This is a genomic window from Arthrobacter sp. UC242_113 (assembly GCF_044054585.1).
Classification (GTDB): domain Bacteria; phylum Actinomycetota; class Actinomycetes; order Actinomycetales; family Micrococcaceae; genus Arthrobacter.
In genome coordinates this window covers 3,217,971-3,238,997 of sequence record NZ_CP171968.1, presented here as the reverse complement: position 1 = coordinate 3,238,997, position 21,027 = coordinate 3,217,971, and the positions used below count along the sequence as shown (strand labels likewise).

At 64.4% G+C, this 21,027-nt stretch carries 20 protein-coding genes; 8 read left to right on the top strand and 12 right to left on the bottom strand.

What is annotated here, in order from left to right; all coding sequences use genetic code 11:
* Window positions 1–118 precede the first annotated feature (118 nt).
* Entirely contained in the window at window positions 119–505 is a 387-nt protein-coding gene (locus tag ACHMXB_RS14825) for a hypothetical protein (RefSeq protein ID WP_395399486.1), read from the top strand.
* Window positions 506–525: 20 nt separating this feature from the next.
* Here the strand turns inward: ACHMXB_RS14825 and ACHMXB_RS14820 are convergent, their stop codons facing one another.
* A complete protein-coding gene (locus ACHMXB_RS14820) occupies window positions 526–675 on the bottom strand; it encodes a lmo0937 family membrane protein (RefSeq protein ID WP_104137503.1) in 150 nt (49 codons plus the stop codon).
* Between the two features lie 154 nt (window positions 676–829).
* Complete coding sequence (locus ACHMXB_RS14815) at window positions 830–1,756, bottom strand: LysR family transcriptional regulator (protein ID WP_395399483.1); 927 nt, start codon at window positions 1,754–1,756, stop codon at window positions 830–832.
* A 234-nt stretch (window positions 1,757–1,990) separates the two neighbouring features.
* Between ACHMXB_RS14815 and ACHMXB_RS14810 the strand changes: the two genes are divergently transcribed.
* Both ACHMXB_RS14810 and ACHMXB_RS14805 read left to right on the top strand, forming a co-directional pair.
* Window positions 1,991–2,389 (top strand): hypothetical protein, encoded by a 399-nt coding sequence (locus ACHMXB_RS14810; protein ID WP_395399481.1) that lies wholly within the window; start codon window positions 1,991–1,993, stop codon window positions 2,387–2,389.
* Between the two features lie 89 nt (window positions 2,390–2,478).
* The gene (locus ACHMXB_RS14805; RefSeq protein ID WP_395399479.1) at window positions 2,479–2,844 is read left to right on the top strand and encodes a hypothetical protein; all 366 of its coding nucleotides are present in this window, start codon (window positions 2,479–2,481) and stop codon (window positions 2,842–2,844) included.
* Between the two features lie 9 nt (window positions 2,845–2,853).
* Here the strand turns inward: ACHMXB_RS14805 and ACHMXB_RS14800 are convergent, their stop codons facing one another.
* Window positions 2,854–4,296 (bottom strand): MFS transporter, encoded by a 1,443-nt coding sequence (locus ACHMXB_RS14800; RefSeq protein ID WP_395399477.1) that lies wholly within the window; start codon window positions 4,294–4,296, stop codon window positions 2,854–2,856.
* Between the two features lie 186 nt (window positions 4,297–4,482).
* Between ACHMXB_RS14800 and ACHMXB_RS14795 the strand changes: the two genes are divergently transcribed.
* The 3 genes from ACHMXB_RS14795 (at window position 4,483) to ACHMXB_RS14785 (ending at window position 9,226) form a co-directional block, all read left to right on the top strand.
* Complete coding sequence (locus ACHMXB_RS14795) at window positions 4,483–5,535, top strand: 3-oxoacyl-ACP synthase III (protein WP_395399475.1); 1,053 nt, start codon at window positions 4,483–4,485, stop codon at window positions 5,533–5,535.
* A gap of 92 nt (window positions 5,536–5,627) precedes the next feature.
* Window positions 5,628–8,240, top strand: coding sequence for an alpha/beta fold hydrolase (locus ACHMXB_RS14790; RefSeq protein ID WP_395405294.1), 2,613 nt, complete (start codon window positions 5,628–5,630; stop codon window positions 8,238–8,240).
* Window positions 8,237–9,226 (top strand): NAD-dependent epimerase/dehydratase family protein, encoded by a 990-nt coding sequence (locus tag ACHMXB_RS14785; RefSeq protein ID WP_395399474.1) that lies wholly within the window; start codon window positions 8,237–8,239, stop codon window positions 9,224–9,226. Before ACHMXB_RS14790 ends, ACHMXB_RS14785 begins: the two co-directional genes overlap by 4 nt.
* Before the next feature lie 547 nt (window positions 9,227–9,773).
* On the opposite strand, the gene ilvD is transcribed toward ACHMXB_RS14785, so the two are convergent.
* Window positions 9,774–11,633 (bottom strand): dihydroxy-acid dehydratase, encoded by a 1,860-nt coding sequence (gene ilvD, locus ACHMXB_RS14780; RefSeq protein ID WP_395399473.1) that lies wholly within the window; start codon window positions 11,631–11,633, stop codon window positions 9,774–9,776.
* Window positions 11,634–11,718: 85 nt separating this feature from the next.
* Between ilvD and ACHMXB_RS14775 the strand changes: the two genes are divergently transcribed.
* Together ACHMXB_RS14775 and ACHMXB_RS14770 are read left to right on the top strand one after the other, a co-directional pair.
* A complete protein-coding gene (locus tag ACHMXB_RS14775) occupies window positions 11,719–12,558 on the top strand; it encodes a helix-turn-helix transcriptional regulator (RefSeq protein ID WP_395399471.1) in 840 nt (279 codons plus the stop codon).
* Window positions 12,559–12,614: 56 nt separating this feature from the next.
* Window positions 12,615–12,821, top strand: coding sequence for a hypothetical protein (locus tag ACHMXB_RS14770; RefSeq protein WP_395399469.1), 207 nt, complete (start codon window positions 12,615–12,617; stop codon window positions 12,819–12,821).
* Here the strand turns inward: ACHMXB_RS14770 and ACHMXB_RS14765 are convergent.
* From ACHMXB_RS14765 to ACHMXB_RS14730, 8 genes are all read right to left on the bottom strand, one after another.
* Window positions 12,780–13,175, bottom strand: a complete 396-nt coding sequence (locus tag ACHMXB_RS14765) for a YybH family protein (protein WP_395399467.1) — start codon at window positions 13,173–13,175, stop codon at window positions 12,780–12,782. The genes ACHMXB_RS14770 and ACHMXB_RS14765 overlap by 42 nt on opposite strands.
* 119 nt (window positions 13,176–13,294) lie before the next feature.
* A complete protein-coding gene (locus tag ACHMXB_RS14760) occupies window positions 13,295–14,290 on the bottom strand; it encodes a sugar kinase (RefSeq protein WP_395399465.1) in 996 nt (331 codons plus the stop codon).
* Window positions 14,287–14,955 carry a bifunctional 4-hydroxy-2-oxoglutarate aldolase/2-dehydro-3-deoxy-phosphogluconate aldolase gene (locus ACHMXB_RS14755; protein ID WP_395399463.1) on the bottom strand — a complete coding sequence of 223 codons (669 nt, stop codon included), beginning with the start codon at window positions 14,953–14,955 and terminating at the stop codon, window positions 14,287–14,289. Before ACHMXB_RS14755 ends, ACHMXB_RS14760 begins: the two co-directional genes overlap by 4 nt.
* A 110-nt stretch (window positions 14,956–15,065) precedes the next feature.
* Window positions 15,066–15,791: a FadR/GntR family transcriptional regulator gene (locus ACHMXB_RS14750; RefSeq protein WP_395399461.1), complete on the bottom strand. Its 726-nt coding sequence runs from the start codon at window positions 15,789–15,791 to the stop codon at window positions 15,066–15,068.
* Window positions 15,792–15,969: 178 nt separating this feature from the next.
* Window positions 15,970–17,007 (bottom strand): sugar ABC transporter substrate-binding protein, encoded by a 1,038-nt coding sequence (locus ACHMXB_RS14745; RefSeq protein ID WP_395399459.1) that lies wholly within the window; start codon window positions 17,005–17,007, stop codon window positions 15,970–15,972.
* Between the two features lie 235 nt (window positions 17,008–17,242).
* Window positions 17,243–18,382 (bottom strand): ABC transporter permease, encoded by a 1,140-nt coding sequence (locus ACHMXB_RS14740; protein ID WP_395399457.1) that lies wholly within the window; start codon window positions 18,380–18,382, stop codon window positions 17,243–17,245.
* A complete protein-coding gene (locus tag ACHMXB_RS14735) occupies window positions 18,319–19,326 on the bottom strand; it encodes an ABC transporter permease (RefSeq protein WP_395399455.1) in 1,008 nt (335 codons plus the stop codon). Before ACHMXB_RS14735 ends, ACHMXB_RS14740 begins: the two co-directional genes overlap by 64 nt.
* Entirely contained in the window at window positions 19,323–20,933 is a 1,611-nt protein-coding gene (locus tag ACHMXB_RS14730) for a sugar ABC transporter ATP-binding protein (protein WP_395399453.1), read from the bottom strand. Before ACHMXB_RS14730 ends, ACHMXB_RS14735 begins: the two co-directional genes overlap by 4 nt.
* Between the last annotated feature and the right edge of the window lie 94 nt (window positions 20,934–21,027).

Sequence of the window (21,027 nt, the reverse complement as noted above, 5' to 3'; positions counted from 1 at the left end):
ATTACCCTAATGCCGTCATTCGGGTGCGGGTCCCCCCGCGGCAACCTTTCCGCAAGGAACGCGCCCCAGAGTTGATATCGGCCGGAAGGAATTCCACTTCCGATCGAAAGGGGCGGCCATGAACATCAGACGTACTACTGTGTCGGCAGCGGCACTCCTTGTGGCCCTGGCGATGGCGGGCTGCGCTGCGCCGGCTCCTTCTCCCGGGCCACCCGCGACCCCGGCACCCACAGTTACGCCCGCGCCCGCCCCGGCGCCCGCAGCCCAGAAATTCACGGCAGCGACCAGCGGCAAGCTCCTGGCGGCCCGGATCCTGGCACGCGCGCAACCAAAGAGTCCCGGCGTCAAGATCACGGGGGTGCAGTGCAAGAACTTCCCAGATCTGAAGGTAGGCACCCACACCGATTGCCAGGTGATGGCCAACGGCGCCAAGCGCGGATACCTCGTCACGTTCACCGAGCGCGACGGCCATTACGTTCTCAAGGCGCAGAAGCTCACCTGGTAGCTATGCGGCGCAGCGGCAAGCTACACCCGGGATGACCTGCCCCGGACGAAGTGGAAGATCAGGACCACCACGGCTATAACCAAGAGCAGGTGAATCAACCCGCCGCCAATGTTGCCGAGCAGGCCGAGAAGCCAGAGGACCGCGATAATGATGGCTATCCAAAGCAACATGAGAATCTCCCTTGTTTGTTCGCGGATGGAAACGCTAGTTCTGCGTCCCGGCCACTCCATCGGTGGTGCTTCCACACTATGCCTGGATCAGGCGGCCGGAAATAGCCGCACGCTGCCTATTTGTCCGGGTAATTCCGGACACATAAACAACAGCTCACGAGGTCGACCGAGTGTCAAAAGCCGCAGCCGATTCCCGCAGAAGGCGGGCCACGGTATCCACCGGCAGGCTGGCTGACCGCCGGCGGTCGAACCGCCGCAGAACGATGCGCCGCGTGCCCAGCCCGGGGACGTCCAGGACGTCCACCCCGTTCTGGACCAAGCCGGTCAAGGCCAAGGTGGGCACGATGGCAACGCCCTCGCCCGCCGCAACGAGTGCGAGGGCGGTCAGCGTGTCCTGGTACTGATGCACAGTCTCCAGCTGGGCACCCGTTGACTCACGGAGCCGGCCGAGGACCGAAGCGTTGGCGGCTGAGGACTCGACGCCGAGCCACGGAAGCGGCAGGCGGCCAAGGTCGATGTTCTCGGTGCTGAGAAGGGCACCCGCGGGAACCACCAGTTTCCAGGGCTCGTCCAGGAGGGGCTCCTCGATCATTCCGGCGCCGAGTGAACGCTGCCCGGCCGTCGTCGTCGAATCGAGCTCGACCACGACGGCGTCGAGCGCCCGCTGCCGGAGCAGCCTCATCAGGGCTGGGAAGTCATCCTCAATCATCCGGATCTGCAGTTGCGGGTACTGGACGCGCCACTCGGGCAGGCGCGGGACCACCACCGTGCGCACAAAGCTGGTGAAGCCGCCCACTCGCACCACCCCCGCGATCTTGGCCCCGCCTTCCATCCGGGCACGGGCAACGCTGAGTGCACGCTCGATCTCCTCGCCGGCCTCGGCTACGGCCAGGCCGGCGGGTGTCAAAACCGAGCCCTTGGGTGTGCGGACCACCAGGGCGTGCCCCGTTTCGTCCTCCAGCTTGGTGAGCTGCTGGGACACGGCCGAGGGCGAAATCCCCAGTTCGTCAGCGGCGGCGAGTACCCCGCCCGTGCGGGCAACCGCAAGAAGAACTCGCAGCCGGCGCGGATCGATATCCATGTTAAGTAGTTCTAAACCATATCTTCAGCGGAATGCAATTGATCTAAAGACCCCTCGTGCTCATAATTGCTGTTAAAACTAAGGGTAAGAGACAGCCCGGACAGCTGAGCACATGTTGTTCAGCGATGCCTGATCCCGTCGGCAATGGCGCCCCTTACTAAACAAAAACATATGGCCCGTCATCTGCACTCCGTCCAGCGGATGGCAGCCGGGCATCAACCCTGAAAGGACATCATGGAACTGCTGTGGGAAATCTCCGGTTGGGCAGGCGCTGTTGCGATTCTGAGTGCGTACCTGGCTGTGTCCATGGGTTGGCTGAAGGCCGGCAAGGGCTTCCAGACCGCGAATCTCCTCGGCTCGTGTGCCTTCATTGTCAACGGCGCATTCCACGAGGCATGGCCGTCCGTGGTCACGAACGTCGCCTGGTTCCTCATTTCCGCGGTGGCGCTGCTTCGCATGCGCGCCGCACAGGATTCTGCGGCGCCCGTCGCCGAGGCCCCGCAGGTGCAATTCCCCGGTGTCCCCGAAACCGGCCAAATGGCTATTGTTGAGATGCCGCAGGTGCAATTTCCCGGTGTCCCCGAAACCGGGCAGATGGCCATCATTGACACGACCCAGGCGCGCTGCGCCTAAGCGAACGACGACGGCGGGACGTCCCGCCGTCGTCCGTTTCAGGACAATTCCCCTTACGATTTCGGTACTGCCGTTTTCTAGGGAGTGACGTGCAAGGTTCAGCGGTCCGGCGGAAATCCGCCGTATGGCAGGTCTGGCTCTGGCTGATCGGAGCCGGATTCGCTGTGCTCCTGGCCGGGATCGTCTTCGGACTGCAGCAAACCGGCCCGCTGTGTGGCAGCCCGCTTTTACCGGACAGCCGTGCCGCTGAAGCATCCGACGCACTCCACCGCGGCGCCAAAGCAGCGGCGAACTGCTACCGCAGCATCGAGGCCGCCGCGGTTCCTACCTGGATCCTGGTTGCGCTGGGCGTAGTCCTGGTCTTGGCGGGCGTGGCCGTGCGGATCGTCGTCATCAGCCGGACCGCCACCTCGATTCAGAAAGCAGGCCGGACCGGTTACGGCAGCCCGCCGTAAAAGCGCCGCTCACTCATCCAGAGGCTGCCGCAGCCCCGGCCCGTCCAGGGCCGCCCGCGCATATGATGCCGAAACCCGGCGGTAAACCGGCGTAAGAAAGGCCGCCAAGGCGGCCGCGATCAGGATGATTCCAGCCACCAGGAACACCAGCGCGATGCCGCGGGAGGTGCCTTCCCCCAGAAGCGGGGCCAGCTGGGCGGCGCCCTCGGCGGACCGCGCGTACGGGATGATCCAGAACTGAGCGATCGGGGCAATGAGGAATGCGGTGACCGGCGCCGCGGCGGACTCGAAGGCCATGGCGAATCCGAACACCCGGCCCTGGCGGGGCAGCGGCACCACCTGCTGGATGACGGTCTGCTCGGCGGCCTCCACGAACGGAATCAGGACCAGGTACAGCCAGATGCCCGCGACATACAGCCAGGCCCACTCCCGCAGCGTGAACACCGCCCCGAGGAGCCCCATCACGGCGACGGCGATGAGCAGGGTGCGCAGCGGGTTGGCGCCGAGCCCGAATTTGCCGATCAGTGCGCCGCCCACGATGAACCCGGTGGATCCGATAGCGAAGACGGCTCCCCACATTTCCACCGAGAACATCTCCAGCCCGTACGGATCCATCAGCGCCATGTAGACGCCGCCGATGAAGTTGTTGAACGTGGAAAACAGGATGAGTGCGAACAGTCCGGCGATGGCAAGCACGGCAGCGAGTGACCCGCGCAGATCGAATCCGCCTTGCGCATCCGTGGCGGCGGCACGCAGTTCCTCGGGCATGCGCAGGGTGAGCAGGTGCGCGAACGCCAGGGCGGTGAGCACCAGGGCGACGACGATGGTCCACCCCATGCCCAGCAGCCCGACGGACAGCCCGGAGAGCAGGGAGGTGACGATGAACATGAGCCCCTGCACCATGCCCACCAGCCCGTTGGCGTTGGCCCTCCGGTCCGGCTCGATGAGGATGGTGACGGTGGTGGACAGTGCGATGTTGCGCAGGTTTTCCACCACCGCCCCGACCAGGATGATGAGCGTAAAGATCCAGAACCAGGGCTGGGCCAGGTCCAGGATCTGGGCGGCGGGCGTCAGGAGGAACATGACCCCGGACAGCAGGAACATCACCAGGGTGAACCCGGCGGCGAAGCGCATTACCGCCAGCTTGCGGTAGCGGTCCACGAAGGTGCCGAAGCTGATGCTGGAAAGGGCGATCAACAGCATGTACGCGCCGCCGACCACCCCCGTGGCGATCACGTTGCGCGTCCCCAGGTACACCCAGAACGTCAGTGCGAACCAGAGGTAACTGGTGGTGACGTTGGCAAGCGCGGTGTTCACCAGGATCCCGGTAAAGGTGCGGGACCGCTGTTCGGGACTGCGCAAGGAGGTATTGACGGCGTCGGAATCGGTGAGAGTCGGAGCCTCGGCGTCAGTGTCAGCATCCTCGACCGGGGCGGGTTCCTGCTCGGTCATGCGTCCCAGTGTACTGACAGCCGGCGGGCACGGATACGGCCAGTTAGCGGACGACGGCGGGACGTCCCGCCGTCGTCCGCTTGCCTTAAGTAAAAGGTGCCACGGGCGGCAAATGTGGAGGATCCGGGTTTACACCAGCATAGTTAAGTTCTTGAGCCTGCACTTATGGGTACAGTCACCGCATGAATGCAGGACAGAAACGAACAGGGGCTTGAATTGGCAGGGAATGCAACCTTCCGGCATAGCAACACCGCGCTACTTTCGGTTAGCAGTGTCGAGGCTCCGAAGATCGTGAGTTCCATTGATTTCGACCGTAGGCTGGCTTCGACCCTGCAGCGGCTTAAGTTCCCGCCGCGGCTCCTTGAGCGCGTTGCCGGCATCACGCACCGCCGCTGGTGGGCCGCCGGGACATCGTTCGATGATGCTGCCGTCGAAGCGGGCGCGAAGGCGCTGGCCGAGGCCGGCGTCGAAGCGTCCGAAATCGGCCTGCTGATCAACACGTCGGTCACCCGGCGCAACCTCGAACCGTCTGTCGCGGTGAAGATCCACCACGGACTAAGCCTGCCGTCGTCGGCCATGAACTTCGACCTTGCCAACGCCTGCCTCGGGTTCGTCAACGGCATGGCCCTGGCTGCCAACATGATCGACTCCGGCCAGATTAAGTACGCCATGATCGTCAACGGCGAGGATGCCCAGGCTACGCAGGAGGCCACTTTGGCCCGGCTGCAGCGGCCCGAAACCACCCGCGAGGACTTCAACCGCGAGTTCGCCACCCTGACCCTGGGCTCCGGAGCCGCTGCAGCGGTGCTGGGCCCGGCGGACGAGCACCCCGGCGCGCACCGGATCGTCGGGGGCGTGATGCGGGCCGGCACTGAACACCATGAACTGTGCGTGGGCGGCATTGACGGCATGGCTACCGACACCAAGGGCCTGCTCGACGGCGGCCTGCGGCTCGTGGTGGACGCCTGGCATGAGGCCCAGCCCGAGTGGGACTGGGGCTCGATGGACCGCTACGTCACGCACCAGGTGAGCAATGCCTATACGAAGGCCATCATCGACGCCATCGACCTGGACCCGGACAGGGTGCCCATCACGTTCCCGCACTGGGGCAACGTGGGACCGGCATCCCTCCCCATGACCCTCGCCGCCGAAGCGCAAACGCTCGAAACCGGGAACCGCGTGCTGTGCATGGGCGTGGGTTCCGGCCTGAACACCGCCATGATGGAAATCGTTTGGTAGCCGCCGGCTGGCCCGGCCTCGACCGGCCCGGCGCCGACCGGCCCGGCGCCGACCGGCCCGGCGTCGATCCCGAATGGTCACGCGAAATTGCGGTGGCGTCCACCTCCGCCGCGGATGACCCCGGAACCGTGCGCCGCTGGCATCTGCTGGACAATGGCCCTCAGCTCTCAAGCCGCGGGCTGACTCCCGCCGGCACCCTGCTTTGCGTGCACGGCAACCCGACGTGGTCCTACCTGTGGCGGAGCCTGCTGGCCGCCGGATCCGACCCCGCCCATCCGTGGCGTGTGGTGGCGGTGGACCAGTTGGATATGGGGTTTTCCGAGCGCACCGGCACGTTCCGGCGCCTGGCGGACCGGATCAACGATCTGGGCGACCTTACCGATGCACTCGGCCTGGATGGGCCGGTGGTCACGGTGGGCCACGACTGGGGCGGGGTGATCAGCCTCGGCTGGGCTCTGGCCCATCCGGAGCAGCTCGCCGGGGTGGTGCTGACCAACACCGCCGTCCACCAGCCCGCCGGTTCCGGCATCCCGCCGGCGCTGCGGCTTGCCCTGCACCCGGCCGTGCACCGCTGGGGAACGACGACGTCGGACACCTTCCTGCGGGTGACTCACTCCCTGGCCCACCCGCCGCTCGCCGCTGATGTCCGGAGCGCCTTCATGGCCCCTTACCGCGGTGCCGGCCGCCGCGCGGGCGTGGGGAACTTTGTCGCGGACATTCCAGCTGACCCGTCGCATCCAAGCTACCCGGCGCTCAGCGGCGTCGCCGAAGGGCTGCGCGGGCTGAAGGTTCCGGCCCTGATGCTGTGGGGCCCGCGGGACCCGATCTTTTCCGACCGGTACCTCAAGGACCTCATCGGCCGGCTGCCGCAGGCGAAGGTGCACCGCTTCGAGGGCGCCGGCCACCTGGTTGCGGAAGACCGGGACATCGCCACTCCCGTCTTCGAGTGGCTCGCCGATCTGGGCCGGGACAGCGGACCTGATCTTCAGGGGACAAAGGCCCTGAACGACGGCGTCCCGCCGCTTTGGGCGCCGCTCACCGAACTGGCGGCAGGAGCCGCCGGCGGGGACACCGCCGTCGCGGAAATGGCCGCGGACGGCAACGTCGCCCGCTCGCTCACTTGGCGGGAGCTGGAACAGGGCATCGCCGCCCTCGCGGCCGGCCTGACGGAAGCCGGCGTACGGCACGGCAGCCGGGTGAGCCTCATGGTTCCCCCGGGCGTGGACCTGACCGTGGCCCTCTACGCCTGCCTGCGGCTGGGCGCCGTGGTGGTCGTGGCCGATGCCGGGCTTGGCCGCCGTGGACTAAGCCGCGCCGTGAAGGGTGCCGCCCCGGATTTCCTCATCGGAATCGACAGGGCGCTGGCGGCTGCCGCCGTGCTCGGTTGGCCGGGACGGCGCATCAGTGTGCAGGACCTGCCGGCCGCCCGCCGCCGCCTTCTCGGCGTCGAAACCTCCCTGGCCGCCCTCGCCCGGCGCGGATCCGGCGCCAGCCCGGAGCTCTCTTGCCCGGGTCCGGCCCATGCTCCGGACCCGGATGCCGACGCCGCCGTCCTCTTCACGTCCGGCTCCACCGGCCCCGCCAAGGGCGTGCTCTACACGCACCGGCAGCTGGCCGCGATGCGGGATACGGTGGCCGAGACCTTCGGGATCAGCCCGGGAGCACGACTGGTGGCGGGGTTCGCCCCGTTCGCCTTGCTGGGGCCGGCGCTCGGGGCGGTTTCGGTGACGCCGGACATGGACGTCACTGCGCCCCGCACCCTCACGGCCCGCGCGCTGGCGGACGCCGCCGCGGCCATAGACGCTACCGTGGTTTTCGCCTCGCCGGCAGCATTGCGCAACGTTCTTGCCACCCGGGATGGCGTGAGTGGGGGAGGGCATAAAGCCCTGGAAGGTGTCGAGTTGCTGCTGTCTGCCGGCGCGCCCATTCCCGAACCGCTCCTGGCGGAGGTGCAGCGGTTGTTGCCCCGGGCCGCGCTGCATACCCCGTACGGCATGACCGAGGCGCTGCCGGTCACCGACATCAGCCTCGAACAGATCCAGGCCGCGGATGCCGAAGCTGCAGCCGGCGCGGTGGCGGGAGCAGGCAACGGCGTGTGTGTGGGAAGGCCTGTGCATGGCGCCCGCGTGGCAGTCGTTCCGCTGGCGGCGGATGGCACCGCACCCGGGACCGATTTCGTGACCGAAGCCGGGGTTACCGGCGAGATCCTGGTCAGTTCCCCGCACGTCAAGGAAGCGTACGACAGGCTCTGGCTGACCCAGCGGGAGAGCAGCAGCCTGCCCGGATGGCACCGCACCGGCGACGTCGGGCACTTCGACGCCGCCGGCCGGCTCTGGGTGGAGGGACGCCTCGCGCACGTCGTGACGGCGCCCGCTGCCGTGGTCACCCCCGTGGGCGCTGAGCAGGCCATCGAACGCCTGGACGACGTCGGGCTGGCCGCCGTCGTCGGGGTCGGTCCTTCCGGAACCCAGGCCGTCGTCGCCGTCGTCGAGACCGTACCTCCGGCCCGCAATGCGGGCCCTGCTGCGCCGCAGCTTGCCGGGCGTGTCCGCGCGGCAGCCCTTGCGGCGGGCGTCAGTGTCTCCGCTGTTCTCGCTGTCACCGCGCAGCCCACCGATATCCGGCACAACGCCAAGATCGACAGGACCCGCCTGTCCCGCTGGGCTTCGCGCGTGCTGGCCGGCGGCCGGCCGGGCAAGCCATGAGGGTCCTCGTCACCGGCGCCAGCGGGCTGCTCGGGCGGGAAGTGGCCCGGCTGCTGGTCCGCCAAGGCCATGAGGTCACCACATTCCAGCGCCGTCCGTCAGGGGTCGACGGCGCTGCGGACATCCGCGGGTCGGTCACGGACGATGTCGCCGTCGGGCGCGCCGTCGCCGGCGCCGAGGGCGTTATCCACCTGGCTGCGAAGGTCTCCTTTACCGGCCGCGCCGCGGAGTTCGACGAGGTGAACGTCGAAGGCACGCGCCGCCTGGTCCGTGCCGCGCGTTCGGCAGGCGTCCGGGACCTGGTGTTCGTGTCGTCCCCGTCCGTGGCCAACTCCGGTGCCGCCATCGCCGGGCTGGGCGCGGAGCCGGCTGACCCGGAGCATGCGCACGGCGACTACTCCCGCACCAAGGCCGAGGCCGAACTGCTGGCCCTGGCAGCGGACGCTCCGGAATTTCGGGTCGCGGCAGTGCGTCCGCACATCGTCTGGGGCCCGGGCGACACACAGTTGGTGGAACGTGTGCTGGCACGCGCGGGCCGCAGGCGCCTGCCGCTGCTCGACGCCGGGGCGGCCCTGATCGACACCACCTACGTGGACAACGCCGCGTCGGCCATCGTCGCCGCGCTGCACCGCATGGAGCACATTCACGGCCGGGCGCTCGTCGTCAGCAATGGCGAGCCCCGCCCGGTCGGCGAGCTGCTGGCCGGCATCTGCGCCGCGGGCGGCGTCGCCGCGCCGTCGTGGTCTGTGCCCGGCGGGGTGGCGCGGGCGGCGGGAGCGGTGGTGGAGAAGGTCTGGACCTGGGCCGGACGGAAAGATGAGCCCCCAATGACCAGGTTCCTTGCTGAGCAACTCTCCACCGCCCACTGGTTCGACCAGCGCGAGACCCGAGAGCTGCTCAACTGGACGCCCGCCGTCTCGCTGGACGAGGGCCTGGCGAGGCTGGCCGGGCACTATGGTTCCGGGTTCGGGGCGGGGGGTCAATGATCCTAAGCCTCGGGTGAACTGTCGCTTCAGGAAGCTGAGGGGGAAACTTGGTGAGCCGGTCGAGCTTGTTCCGCTCATTCCTTGGGCAACGTTGGATTCCAGGGCGTACGCGAGGACGTGCGCGTTGATGTCCGACAGTGTAGCTCTTGAGGCACCACCAGCGGGCAGTATCTCGGCAGGGCATACGCCTATCGAGAGGGAAGTATTCACGCGAAACTCTGGCAGTAGGGGTACGACTCCAGAGTGTTGCGTTCGAGGACCGGCTTACGCGACGGGATGTGTCAGCTTGAGATCTGGGGCCTTCGCCAAGATGCGTCAGCTAAAACGAAAACGGACCCTAGGCTGACGTCCTCTTGGCAGCTGCCTGGCGTCAGGTTGGGGTGTGCCTTTAGCTGACGCCTTGCAAAATTGCGGCGCAGACCAGATGGAAGCTTTAGCATCCCCTTGCCTGCCGCGCTATTGGGCAGGCAAGGGCTAAGCGATAAGAAGCCAATTGCAGTCTCGCGCGAGTCTGCATCAGCGGGATCCTCAGGGTATGCAGCAATGGTTAGTTCTCGAGGAGAGAGACGTCCCGGACCGCACCCTTGTCCGCGGACAGGGCCATGGCGGCGTAGGCGCGCAGCGCCCCGGTAACCTGCCGGTCCCGGTTCTTGGGTTTGTAACCGCCATTGACCAGGAGCTTCTCACGGCGTTCGGTGAGGATCTCGTCGGACACCTCTAGCTGCATCGAGCGCTGACTGATGTCGATGCTGATGATATCGCCGTTCTCCACCAGGGCGATGGTTCCGCCAGAGGCAGCTTCGGGTGAGATGTGCCCGATCGACAGGCCGGAGGTGCCGCCGGAGAAGCGGCCGTCTGTGATGAGGGCGCACTTTTTGCCTAGGCCGCGGCCCTTGAGGAACGACGTAGGGTAAAGCATTTCCTGCATCCCTGGGCCGCCGCGGGGGCCTTCGTAGCGGATGACCACTACGTCCCCTTCCTTGACGGTCTTGTTCAGGATCTTTTCCACGGCTTCGTCCTGGGACTCACAGACAACGGCCGGGCCCGAGAAGGTCCAAATCGACTCGTCCACGCCGGCGGTCTTCACCACGGCGCCGTCAATGGCCACGTTGCCACGGAGCACCGCCAGTCCGCCGTCCTTGGAGTAGGCGTGCTCCACCGAGCGGATGCACCCTTCTGCAGCGTGGGTGTCCAGCGAAGTCCACTCGTTCGACTGGGAGAACGCGGTGGAGGAGCGGACGCCGCCGGGAGCCGCGTGCCACAGGGCGTTAGCCTCCTCGGTGGCCTTGCCACCGCGGATGTCCCAGTCATCCAGCCAGCCTTCCAGGTCGGCGGAGTGCACGGAGTGGACGTCCTTGTGCAGGAGGCCGCCGCGGTTCAGTTCGCCCAGCAGGGCGGGGATGCCGCCGGCGCGATGCACGTCCTCCATGTAGTAGGTCTTGTCTTTGGCGACGTTCGGGGCCACCTTGGCCAGGCAGGGCACCTGGCGGGACTTGGCATCCATCTCGGCCAGGCCATAGTCCACACCGGCCTCCTGGGCTGCCGCGAGCAGGTGCAGGATCGTATTGGTGGAGCCGCCCATGGAGATGTCCAGGGCCATGGCGTTGTCGAAGGCCTCGGCGGTGGCGATGGAGCGCGGCAGCACGGAGGAATCGTCGCCGTCGTAATAGCGCTTTACCAGCTCGACGACGGTGGAACCGGCCTTCTCGTACAGCGCCTTGCGCGCGGTGTGGGTGGCCAGCACGGAGCCGTTGCCCGGCAGGGACAGGCCCATCGCCTCAGTCAGGCAGTTCATGGAGTTGGCCGTGAACATGCCCGAGCAGGAACCGCAGGTGGGACAGGCGTTCTCTTCGATGAGGCTGATGTCAGCATCAGAGATGGATTCGTCCACGGCGTCAGTGATCGCGTTCACCAGGTCCAGTGAGCGCACAGAGCCGTCGGTCAGGGTCACGCGGCCGGCCTCCATCGGGCCGCCGGAGACGAATACGGTAGGGATGTTCAACCGCAGCGCGGCCATGAGCATTCCGGGGGTGATCTTATCGCAGTTGGAAATGCACACCAGGGCGTCGGCGCAGTGGGCGTTGACCATGTACTCCACGGAATCGGCGATCAGGTCGCGGGAAGGCAGCGAGTACAGCATGCCGGAGTGGCCCATGGCGATGCCGTCATCCACGGCGATGGTGTTGAACTCGCGCGGCACGGCGCCGGCGGTGAGGATCGCGTCTGAGACGATCCGGCCCACGGGGGCGAGGTGGGTGTGGCCGGGAACGAATTCGGTGAAGGAGTTGGCCACGGCGATGATCGGCTTGCCGATGTCTGAGTTGGCGACGCCGGAGGCGCGCAGTAGTGCGCGGGCGCCGGCCATGTTGCGGCCGTGGGTGACAGTTTTAGAGCGAAGTGCAGGCATGGTTACCATCCTGCTGGGCTGTAGGGCCTCGTGGAAGACGGCGGTGCTACTAGTAGTGGGGGTACCAGAGTAATAGTATTTTGTGGTGCAGGATTCGGGACGTCGGAAAGAATTGGGTTTGTTCCTTCGGGCGCGCCGGGATCAGGCCGTTCGCGCCGAGTACGGCCTGCCCCCGATCGCCCGCACACGGGAACGGGGGTTGCGCCGCGAGGAGGTTGCGTTCCTGTCCGGGGTCAGCGTCACTTGGTACACGTGGCTTGAGCAAGGCCGTGACATCAGCCCGTCGCGCCAGGTGCTCGAAGCAGTCGGCAGGGCCCTGCATTTATCGCACACGGGGCTGGGCTACGTCCTGTCCCTCGGGGGTTATGCAACAGCATCGCCGGACACTTCCGAAGCTGCCACAGCCCCGGCCCATGTCCAGCGTCTGCTTGATGCCCTGGACCCCAACCCGTCGTTTGCGCTGTCCCCTGACTGGGGCGTGGCGGGCTGGAACAAGGCCTACGCAGCCCTCTTCCCTAACATCGCCACTGTTACCGCTGCCGATCGCAACTTGCTGTGGCTGGTGTTCACCGACCCTTATGTCCGCGACCTGCTGCCGGACTGGGAAGTGACCAGCAAGAGGTTCTTGGCAGAATTTCGCGCCGAAGCGGGCCAGCGCCTCGGGGATGTGGACGTCAGGAACCTTGTGGAACGGCTCAAGGGAGCCAGCCCGGAATTCCGGGAAGGCTGGGACCGGTACGACATCCTGGGCTTCGAGTCCCGTGAACGGCAGTTCCACCACCCTGCCGTGGGGGTCCTGCAGTTGGAACACCACCAGCTTTCGCCCTCGGACCGGCCCGACCTGCACCTCGTCGTCTACACCCCGGCCCCCGGGAGTGACGCCGCGGGCAAGATGGAGTCCCTCGTAGCGGGACTGTCTGAATAACGGTGGACATGGTTGGTCCTGACAGGCCGGGAATGGTCTGGCGGGGAGGACTGATCATGTCCGACACTGTGAATCCCGTGGCGACTGAAGTGGATCAGCAAGAGCTAGCGCGGCTGCTCCTGGCTCAGGCCAGAGAGCAGGGAATCGACATGGTCGGCCCGGACGGGCTGTTGAACCGGCTCAGAAGAACGTCCTGGAAGCCGCTTTGGATGCCGCTTCTTTCAGGGTTCGTCGACAGCGAACGGATTCATCATGGCCGCTAGCGCGGATGTGCCGGGTTGTTTACCTTGAGGCGTCCTAGAGGCGTGGTACTGGGCGATGAACCATGTCCGATCGTCCCTGCGGAGCACGAGGGACAGGCGTACCTGCGCCGTTCTCGCGTCCGGGTAGGTAAAGCGGACGGCGGCGAATCCGCAGATTAGATTCTGAGCCAATTGGCGGGCTTGGATAATTTGGAAGGTTGCCGTGATGCCGGGGGGCAGAGCCTCGAAGTAGTCGAAGATTTCTTTTCTTCCGGTAAGCAGCAATGGGCTGAGTCCTTGGAAGAGCGCATCGCGTGAAAAGAGCCGAGCCATGTCTTCAGGCCTATGCTGGTCCAAAGCCCGTTTCCAGGCCATTAGCGCCTCTGCCAGGACGCCCGCATGAAGAGCGGCTGCCGGGTTGTTGATTTCACCTTTCGAGGTCTCCTCCCACTCGGGGACTGGATTTTGCTTTCACGCTGAGTGAGGGGTTGTATTTATCGGGAGACGGGTTCTGCGGAGTCCAGGAGCTCCAGTTCGGTACGTCGGGGCATGCCTTCCCAGTCTCCGGGCACCAGGCAAGCGAATGCTCCAGTCCGGACGGCGGTCAGCAGGCGCTGGGGAACGTCCCGGTCGTTGAGTAGCTCTGCGATGTATCCGGCGACGAAAGCGTCTCCCGCCCCTACTGTGTCTACGGCCCGGATTGCAACTGCACGCTGGGCGTGCTTTTCACCGTCGACGACTGCGACGCAACCGTCAGCGCCGAGTTTTATGACCGCTTGAGATGCTCCCATTTCGTTAATTCGCCGCGCGAGTTCCAACGGCTCTTGTGCTTCGCCTACTGCGATGGCTGCTTCAGCGTCCCCAGCAAACACAACGTCCGCTCTGGGTATTATTCGGCGGTATTGCTCGCGGGCTTCTTCGGGGGACCAGAGCGCTGAACGGTAGTTCAAGTCAAAGGAGACCAGAGTGCCCGCGGCCTGGGCGCAATCGAGGGCGTAGCTGACCGCGTCGGCGGCGCTCTCGGAGAGCGCCGGGGTGATGCCGGTTATGTGCAGCAGTTTGGCTTGGGCGATCTGTTCGGCGGGGACGTCCTCGCGGCACAACCGGGATCCGGCGCTGCCTTTGCGGTAGTACCAGACCTTTACGGCCTCAGCTGTCCTGCGTTCCTTAAGCATGAGCCCGGTGGGAGCTGTGTGGTCACGGGAGGCGTATGTGTCGATGGCCTCCGCCGCGAGTTCACGCAACACCATTTCTCCCAAGCTGTCGGCGCCGACTCTGCCTGCCCATGTCACGGAAGTGCCAAGCCTGCGCAGCGCTATCGCAAAGTTGCTCTCTGCACCGCCCATACCCAGGCTTAGTGAAGCGACGTGAGCAAGGGGCCCGGGCGACTCTGCCTTCATCAGCGCCATGGTTTCACCCATGGTCACGACGTCGGTGACATTGTAGGGGGGGACAGCAGGGCTATCAGTATCGGAATTCACAGTGATCACCGGTTTCTGCCTTTACGGTCCTCGGTCGCCGCAGAGACCAGTTCGGTCACGCGTCGGGCCCTTTCTGTGAGTTGGGCAAGGCTGCCGCCCTCGAAGGCGTCACCCAACAGCGGGCCGCCGAGGCTGACGGCGAGAGCGCCGGCCGAAATCCACCGGGGTGCGTCCTCGATGGTGATTCCGCCACTGGGGATTAGCTGCATCTGGGGGAACGGGCCGTGGAGTTGGCGGATGTAGTCCGGCCCGACAGTGGAAGCGGGGAACACTTTGACGGCTACCGCGCCGGCGCTCCATCCAGCGTGCAGTTCGGTCGGGGTCAGGCCGCCGGGGACTATCGGTATTTCACGCGCCACAGCGGTATTGACGATGTCAAGGTTGGTAGACGGCGTGACCAGGAACTGGGCCCCGACGTCGAGGGCGCATTCCGCCTGTCCTGTCGTGGTCACCGTGCCGATGCCGATTTCCGCAGTGTCTCCGAAAACTGCCCTGATCTCCGCCAGATGATCGAATACGCCCTCGGTTGTGAGCGTGAGCTCGATGAACCGGACACCGCCGGCGACCAGGCTTTCGATCACTGGCAGATATTTGCTCGCGTGTGTTGTTCGCAGCACCGCTATCACCTGGCCGGTGAGCGACAGTATCGGGTGTGGGGGAGAAGATGCGACCATATCGCGTTATCCGTTCGTCCATGATTAGTTGGGCTCAGCGGAAAAATCCTGAAGGATTTGGCGTTTATCCTGCCGCGACCAACTGCGGAGCGGCGGCGCTAGAGCCCTAGTTAGGTTTGGCTGGCTACCGGTTTTGCCAGGTTTTTGGCGATGTCCCTTTCGACGTCGCGAATATGGGCCACGGCGGCATCGCGCGCCTCCCGCACGCGGCCGTCGATAATGGCGTCAACAATTTTGCCGTGTCCTGCATGGGAATCTTCGCGCCGTCCCGGCAGGGAAATCACCCGAAGTGAATACTTGAGCAGCATCGGCTCCAGGCTGCCGTAGATGGTTGCAAGCAGCTCGTTCTTCGAAGCCTTCGCGATTGTTTGGTGGAGCTTGATGTCCAACTGCACGAATTCCTCGTCCGTCAGGTCGGGATTCGAGCATGTTTCCATGATGCTCTCGAGCGCGGCGGTCGTGGCGGGCGTGATTCTTTGCGCGGCCCAGCCGGCCGCGTCGCGTTCGATCATGCGCCGTACTTCGAACAGCTCAGGCACTGTGAAATCTTCGAACACGAGCAGGTCGGACTGGCCTTGGGCTGCGACGGTATTGCTGACCACGAAGACGCCCACGCCATGACTGCTGCTCACCAGGCCGCTTGCCTCGATACCGCGGATTGCTTCCCGCATCGAACTGCGGCTAACCCCGAATTCGTCTGCGAGGACGCGCTCGGCCGGTAGCTTTTCTCCCACGGCATAGGCGCCGTTGGTGATCAGTTGCGTGAGCTGGGCAGCGACGGAGTCGGACACTCTGAGCCGCGCCACACGCTCGATCCTGCTTGTAGATTCGGTCATGATCCCTCTTTCGCCAACCCGAAAACGCACGGTACATCCCTAATGATACTGGTCCGGTGGCCTGAACACCGGCCCATTCCGGAACAAAAGGCCGGGCGTGGCGGTGAAAAAGTTCGCCTTTCCCCGACTGCCCCCAGCGGGGAGGTGGCTTCACACCCAATCCGGATGGAGTGCGGGCTCAGTATGTTTTCTTCGGGGCCATGATGCCGTTGATGTAAGAGGCATAAGTTTCGACGTTGTCCTTGGTCACCAGATGCGTCGTGATGTTGGAGATCTTGGGGACATAGTTGTTCAGGACCACGGACTGGAAGGCGGTGTCGATCATTCTGATTGCGTTATCGACGGAATTCACGTCGACTGTGGCGGTCAGTTTGCCGTTCCGGATGGCGTCCATGCCCGAGAGCAACCCGTCGGCGCCCACAATCACGATGCCCTGGGACCCGTCCCACTGTTTCAGTCCGGCAGCGTCGACGGCCTGTGAGGCGCCGAGGGCCATGTCTTCGTTTTCTCCGTAGATGGCATTGATGTCGGGGTGCCGGGTGAGGAGGTCTTGGGCGGCGCTGAGTCCCTTGTCGCGCAAATAGCCGCCGTCTGCCGTTCCCACGACCTCGATGCCTGGATTTTCGGAAAGGGCCTGGTTGAAGCCGATCAGCCGCGCCTTCGTCCAGTCGGAGCCGGAGGGGCCCATAATCTGAACGATTTTGCCCTTGCCTTTGAGGGTATCCGCGATAAATTTTCCAGCCACATAGCCCGACTGTGCGCGGTTGTCGTAGCCAATATTGGAGACGGTGTTGATCTGATCCACTGGATAGAGCTCGACTGGCTGGTTGAACTGGAAGATCTTGGTGCCGGCGTTCATGGCGTTCTTATAGACGCCCTGCATGGTGGCGAAGTTGGCGCCCGTGCAGATGAAGACGACGTCGAACTTCCGGCTTGTCCAGGTCTGGACGGTGCTGATCTGTTGTTCAACGGCGTTGAAATTGCCGGTAGGGGATGACTTTTCCCATTTCCATTTGACCCCGTAGAGGTCTTCCAGTTGCGCCATTCGCGTGAAGGCGGCGTTTTCCATCTGCGTGTAGTACTCGGACAGGACCGGAGGGGTGAATCCGACCTGGACGGTGCGCCCGTTGACGAGTTTTTTCGAGGGCGTCAGTGAATTCGGCGCTGCCTTCGGCGCCGCTGCCTCCAGTGCCTCCAGCGGCGGCGGTTGACCCACCAGGAGGAGTTGTGCAGGCAGTGAGAAGACCGAGCGTCCCCATCAGTGCGCCTGCCCCAAGAATGTTGCGCCGGGTGGCCCCTGACGTCCCATTCTCGTTTCGGGTCGGGGTTGTATCCATTGTATTTCTCCTTTGAAAGTCAGGCAGGGGTGCGGTGCGGTTGTTTTGACAGGGGAGCGGGATCACTACCAGCCGGTAGCGCTAGCGGGTCCTAGGCTTCGGGCAATAGTGGAATCAGCTCAAGGCCTGTTTGGGCATCGCCGGGGGTGCCGATTCTTGCTGCTGCTGCGGGGATTGTTCGATTTCCGCGCTGTTCTGACGCTGCTGGAAGTAGGCGGTAAAGCGATCGAGAAGTACGGCAAGGAGCAGGATGATTCCAGTGACGACCTGCTGCCATTCGGACTTGACGCCGGCAATGTTCATTGCGTTTGCAATCAGGGTGATGGTCAGGGCGCCGAGAATGGCACCCACCATCCGGCCGCGTCCTCCGGTCAGGGCTGCACCGCCGATGATTGCGGCCGTAATGGCCAGGATTTCATAGCCCGTCCCGAGAGTCGGAGCCACGTTGGTGGCACGGCCGGCGAGTATTACTCCGGCGAGTCCGGCACACCCACCGCTTACGACATAGGCGAATGTCTTCACCTTCGAGACTGAAATACCCGAGAGCCGGGCCGCGTCCGGGCTGCCTCCTACGGCGTACAGGTAGCGTCCAATGACCGATTTGCGCAGCATGAAGGAGACGAGGATGCACAGGATGATGGCAACGATGATCGGGACGCTGATGATGCCGCCGAGCTTGACCTGGCCTCCGACGATCCTGTACTCCGGGGTCATGTAGCGGGTGAAGGGCGTTCCCTTGGTCCAGAGGAACAGCACGCCCCGTGCTACACCGAGCATTGCGAGCGTGGCAACAAAATCGGGCAGCCCCAGCTTCGTGATCATCAGCGAATTCAGCAGCCCGCAAACAAGACCGCAGCCGATGCCTGCTAACAATGCGAGTGGAAAGATGAGCCCTTGGTTGATCAGGAAGGCCGCTACACCGGCCGAGAGGCCCATGACCGAACCAACGGAGAGGTCGATTCCACGCGCGATGAGCACGATCGTCATGCCTAGAGCGAGAAGCAGCACGAAGACCGCCTGGTTTGCTATGTTTTCCCAGTTTCCGAAACTGAGGAAAGACGGTGCAACGAACGTCATCGTGATGATGAACAGGATGAGCAGAGCCACCAGGCCGGATCCTGGCTTCGCGAGGAGCGTCTGAATCCGGTTACGGAGGGCTGGTGCGTTCTGGGAATAAGACATGTCGGGCCTCACTGGGCATTCTGGGGTGCGGCCGCTGCCGGGGACACCGGGCGGAGCGTGGACTGCAGCCATTTTTGGGCGCCGCGGTCGAAGGCTACCGCGGCCACGATGGCCGCACCGCTCACGATGGAGAACCAGAGCGGGTCGACCCCGATCAGTTGCAGGCCCCGACTGAGGATGGATAGGAAGAAGGCGCCGAGGGCAGCGCGCCAGATGCTTCCGCGGCCACCGGCGAGGGCGACTCCGCCCACTACGCACCCGGCGATCGCTGTCAGTTCATAACCGCCCCCGAGCCCGGGCTGGACGGAGTTGAGGTGGGATGCCAGGAGCACTCCGCCGATGCCGGCAATGATTCCGGAGATGATGAAAACCGCGAACCTGGTCCTGCGTACGCTGACCGCGGCCAGATACGCCGCGTTCGGGTTGATGCCCACGGCGTAGATCGTACGTCCGAAAGGTGTTTTGATGAGCGCGACCTCAAGGATGAGCAGGATGACTGCTGTGATGAGCACTCCTGTCGGGACCCCTGCAATTTTTCCTCCCGCGAGGGCGAGGAAGGAGCTGTCCGCAGTTCCGGTGAGCTGCGTATGCGAGGTGAAGACCTGCAGCACACCAGCCCCGATGCTCAAGGTCGCCAGCGTGACGATAAAGTCACTGACGCCCAGCCCTGCAACGAATGCCCCGTTCACGAGCCCGAAGATCAGACCGGTGGCGATACCGGCTAGTAAAGCAAGCACTGTGGGCGCACCGTTCATGGTTGCGAACAGAGTTGCGGCAGCGCTCAGGCCGATGTTGGAGCCGATGGACAGGTCGATTCCGCCGCTGATCAGGACGAAGGTCAGGCCGGCCGCCAGCAGCACCGCGGAAACTGATTCGACGAAGGTGTTGTAAATGTTGTCGGGGCTTAGGAAATACGGAGATGCTAGGGAAAAGTAACCGCACATGATCAGGAAGACGATCGAAACGGCGACGCCGTCAATGGCCAGTACTCGTGAAGAACGCTGGAAGATGCTCATACTGCTACCGCTCCTCGGGTTGCCAGAGAGATGATTCGTTCGCCGAGTTCGCTGGTTTCGGACGCTGTTTCGTCACGGCCGGTGCTCTCGAGTTCGCCAACTATGGATCCTTCGCGCATCACGGCGATACGGTCTGATACGCGGATCAATTCGGGCAGCTCGGAGCTGATCACGATTGCCGCCCCTCCCTGGTCAACGAAGTCGTAGATCAGCCGGTAGACCTCGGCTTTGGCGCCGACATCGATGCCTTGGGTGGGCTCATCAAAAATAATCAGATCGGGTTCGGTGAAGAGGCAGCGCGCGATGACGACCTTCTGCTGGTTGCCGCCACTGAGATTGCGGATTTTTTCCTGCACGGAACCCGTCTTTACGGCCAAGTCACTGACGTACCTTTTCGCGGTGGCCGTCTCCTGGCGGCCGCGGAGGAACAGGCCCCCAGCGGCCGTCCTGTTCAGGTCCGAGATTGTGATGTTCCGCTTGATCGAGAAGTCGCCGAGAATAGCGTGGGTTTTGCGCTCTTCGGGCACGTAGGTGATGCCTCTCTGGCGGGCGTCACGGGGATTGCGGATGACCACGGGTCGGGAATGCAGGAAGATGTTTCCTGAGTCCGGGCGGTCCGCGCCCAGGATGACCATTGCAGTTTCGGTCCGGCCCGCGCCGGCGATTCCGGCCAGTCCGAGGATCTCTCCCCGACGGACGGAGAGGCTGATGTCATGAAGAAGGGGGTGACGGGAGACTGAATCCAGCCGCAGGACCTCGTCGCGGGGCCCGGTGAAGCCATGGACCCTTCCTTCCTCGACGATCTCCTCCCGCGCTGCCAGGTTGGATCGCCCTACCATGAGCCGGACGAGCGATTCGGCAGTCTGTCCGGCAGGGTCCACGGTTGCCACGAGCTGGCCGTCGCGGAGCACCGTGATTGTATCGGCCAGTCCGAAGAGCTCATCGAGACGGTGTGTGACCCAGAGCAGGGAGATTCCCCTCTGGCGTAGCTGGCGCATGTAGCTGAACAATGTGAGGCGTTCGTGGTCGGCCAAGCCGGATGTTGGTTCATCCAGGATCAGGACCTGTGTCCGGAAGGCCAATGCTTTGATGATCTGCACAACGTGCTGCTTAAGGGCTACGAGGGCTTCGACCGGGACTTTAATGTCGTGGTCGGTGAGGCCGAACTCATGCGCGAGCTCAAGTACACGGGAGCGCATTTCTTTTTCGTCGAGAACGCCGGCGGCCCGGTTTCTGCCGGTGATAAGTTCACGGCCGAGGAAGATGTTCTCCACGGCGGTGAGATTCGGGGCAAGTGACTGTTCCTGGTGGACTGTTGAAATGCCGAGGTCCTGAGCATCCCGGGGGGTCCCGATGGTGACTTCGGAGCCGGCAACCCGGACTGTTCCGGCCGTAGGGGACACCGTTCCCGAAAGGATGTTAATCAGCGTCGACTTTCCGGCGCCGTTCTCGCCAAGAAGCCCGTGGATTTCGCCGGGGCGCAGATCGATGTCGACGTTGGCCAAGGCCACGACGCCGGGGTAGACCTTCCCGACTCCGCGTACGGACACGATGGGATGGTCGGCACTTTCAGCCGCGCCGCTTGGGGAGTTTTCGTTGTTGTTCATTCCAACCTCATCGTCGAAATTGATTTCCGTGTGGTGGTATCCCGGTAACCCGGTGGTCTGATGACTGAGCGCGAACCTGAGGCGCAAGGTAGCC

Bases quoted from the DNA above. Each gene is read 5' to 3' on its own strand.
- ACHMXB_RS14735 (WP_395399455.1), bottom strand. From the start codon at position 19,326: ATGAGCATCTTCCAGCGTTCTTCACGAGTACTGGCCATTGACGGCGTC.
- ACHMXB_RS14740 (WP_395399457.1), bottom strand. From the start codon at position 18,382: ATGGCTGCAGTCCACGCTCCGCCCGGTGTCCCCGGCAGCGGCCGCACC.
- ACHMXB_RS14800 (WP_395399477.1), bottom strand. From the start codon at position 4,296: ATGACCGAGCAGGAACCCGCCCCGGTCGAGGATGCTGACACTGACGCC.
- ACHMXB_RS14820 (WP_104137503.1), bottom strand. From the start codon at position 675: ATGTTGCTTTGGATAGCCATCATTATCGCGGTCCTCTGGCTTCTCGGC.
- ACHMXB_RS14750 (WP_395399461.1), bottom strand. From the start codon at position 15,791: ATGACCGAATCTACAAGCAGGATCGAGCGTGTGGCGCGGCTCAGAGTG.
- ilvD (WP_395399473.1), bottom strand. From the start codon at position 11,633: ATGCCTGCACTTCGCTCTAAAACTGTCACCCACGGCCGCAACATGGCC.
- ACHMXB_RS14785 (WP_395399474.1), top strand. From the start codon at position 8,237: ATGAGGGTCCTCGTCACCGGCGCCAGCGGGCTGCTCGGGCGGGAAGTG.
- ACHMXB_RS14795 (WP_395399475.1), top strand. From the start codon at position 4,483: ATGCAGGACAGAAACGAACAGGGGCTTGAATTGGCAGGGAATGCAACC.
- ACHMXB_RS14815 (WP_395399483.1), bottom strand. From the start codon at position 1,756: ATGGATATCGATCCGCGCCGGCTGCGAGTTCTTCTTGCGGTTGCCCGC.
- ACHMXB_RS14770 (WP_395399469.1), top strand. From the start codon at position 12,615: ATGTCCGACACTGTGAATCCCGTGGCGACTGAAGTGGATCAGCAAGAG.
- ACHMXB_RS14730 (WP_395399453.1), bottom strand. From the start codon at position 20,933: ATGAACAACAACGAAAACTCCCCAAGCGGCGCGGCTGAAAGTGCCGAC.
- ACHMXB_RS14825 (WP_395399486.1), top strand. From the start codon at position 119: ATGAACATCAGACGTACTACTGTGTCGGCAGCGGCACTCCTTGTGGCC.
- ACHMXB_RS14755 (WP_395399463.1), bottom strand. From the start codon at position 14,955: ATGGTCGCATCTTCTCCCCCACACCCGATACTGTCGCTCACCGGCCAG.
- ACHMXB_RS14765 (WP_395399467.1), bottom strand. From the start codon at position 13,175: ATGGCCTGGAAACGGGCTTTGGACCAGCATAGGCCTGAAGACATGGCT.
- ACHMXB_RS14810 (WP_395399481.1), top strand. From the start codon at position 1,991: ATGGAACTGCTGTGGGAAATCTCCGGTTGGGCAGGCGCTGTTGCGATT.